Annotated in this window: 2 protein-coding genes; both read left to right on the top strand. The window is 50.6% G+C overall.

Annotated features, from left to right (window positions below; genetic code table 11):
* Window positions 1-873: phage baseplate assembly protein (locus Xbud_RS20020; protein WP_169923121.1), on the top strand; the 873-nt coding region annotated here is incomplete at its 5' end.
* A partial coding sequence (locus Xbud_RS19000) for a phage baseplate assembly protein domain-containing protein (protein WP_244590055.1) occupies window positions 863-1,078 on the top strand: 216 nt, incomplete at its 3' end. The genes Xbud_RS20020 and Xbud_RS19000, both read left to right, overlap by 11 nt.

Here is a 1,078-nt window from a genome sequence, read left to right as displayed (position 1 = left end):
GATATCTGGAATGCGTCCATTAACAAAAGCACTCACCAGATACGGGTGACCGGACGCGGTAAATGTCAGGATTTGGTTGATTGTTCGGCAAAATGGCCGCAGAACGTGATTACTTCGGCGACGGCATTACAAATTGCTCAAAAACTGGCGCAATGGTACGGCATTGAAGTGAAATCGGATGTGACTGATATGAAAGCCGTACCGCAATTCACCCTGAACTGGGGGGAGTCTTCACAGGAAATCATTGACCGCATTACTCGCTGGTCTGCCCTGCTGTATTACGACACCCCGGACGGCAATTTATTTCTGACCCGGGTCAGTGACAAAGTGGCTGCCAGTGGTGTGGCGCAGGGGAAAAACATTGAGCAGGCCGATTACCAGTCCGCCATGAATGAGCGGTTCTCAGAGTACATCGGCCTGTCGATGAATGTGAGCGGGTTAAGTGAACTGTCGGCAGGAAAAGGTTATGACGTGGTGACGATTGCGACAGCCAAAGATCCGGCAGCGGAAAAGATGCGCTACCGCAATTACGTCACTATTATCGAAAGTACTTTGCATACCTGGGGAAAACAGCAAGACGCGATTAACTGGGAAATGAACCGCCGTTATGGACGCTCTAAAGTCCTCAAAGTCTTGGTTGATAGCTGGCGGGATGTCAGCGGGACACTGTGGACGCCCAATACCCTGATCCCGATCCATTTACCGGCGTTCGGGCTGGCATCCGAACAATGGCTGTTATCTGAAGTGTCTTATGTTCGTAATAAAGATGACGGCACACGGGCAGAACTGACCCTGATGCCACCGGCCGCGTTTGCCATACAACCGTATGAATTTTACGAGACAATTATGGAGACACGTCATTATGGACGTTAAAAATTTATATCGCCGCGCCATGATGATGCTCGGTTTAGGCAGGGTAACTACCTGTAATGATAAAGGGGTTATCCAGCAGGTACAGTATCAAACCGCGATGGAAGTCCGGGACAACACGCACCGGATCGCCGAGTTTGGTTTTTCATCCGGGTTACCTGCCGACACCGATGTCGTACTGGCGTTCTTAGGCGGTGACCGCTCTAAT

This window comes from Xenorhabdus budapestensis (genome assembly GCF_002632465.1).
GTDB classification, from domain to species: domain Bacteria; phylum Pseudomonadota; class Gammaproteobacteria; order Enterobacterales; family Enterobacteriaceae; genus Xenorhabdus; species Xenorhabdus budapestensis.
This window is presented reverse-complemented; position numbering and strand designations above follow the sequence as displayed.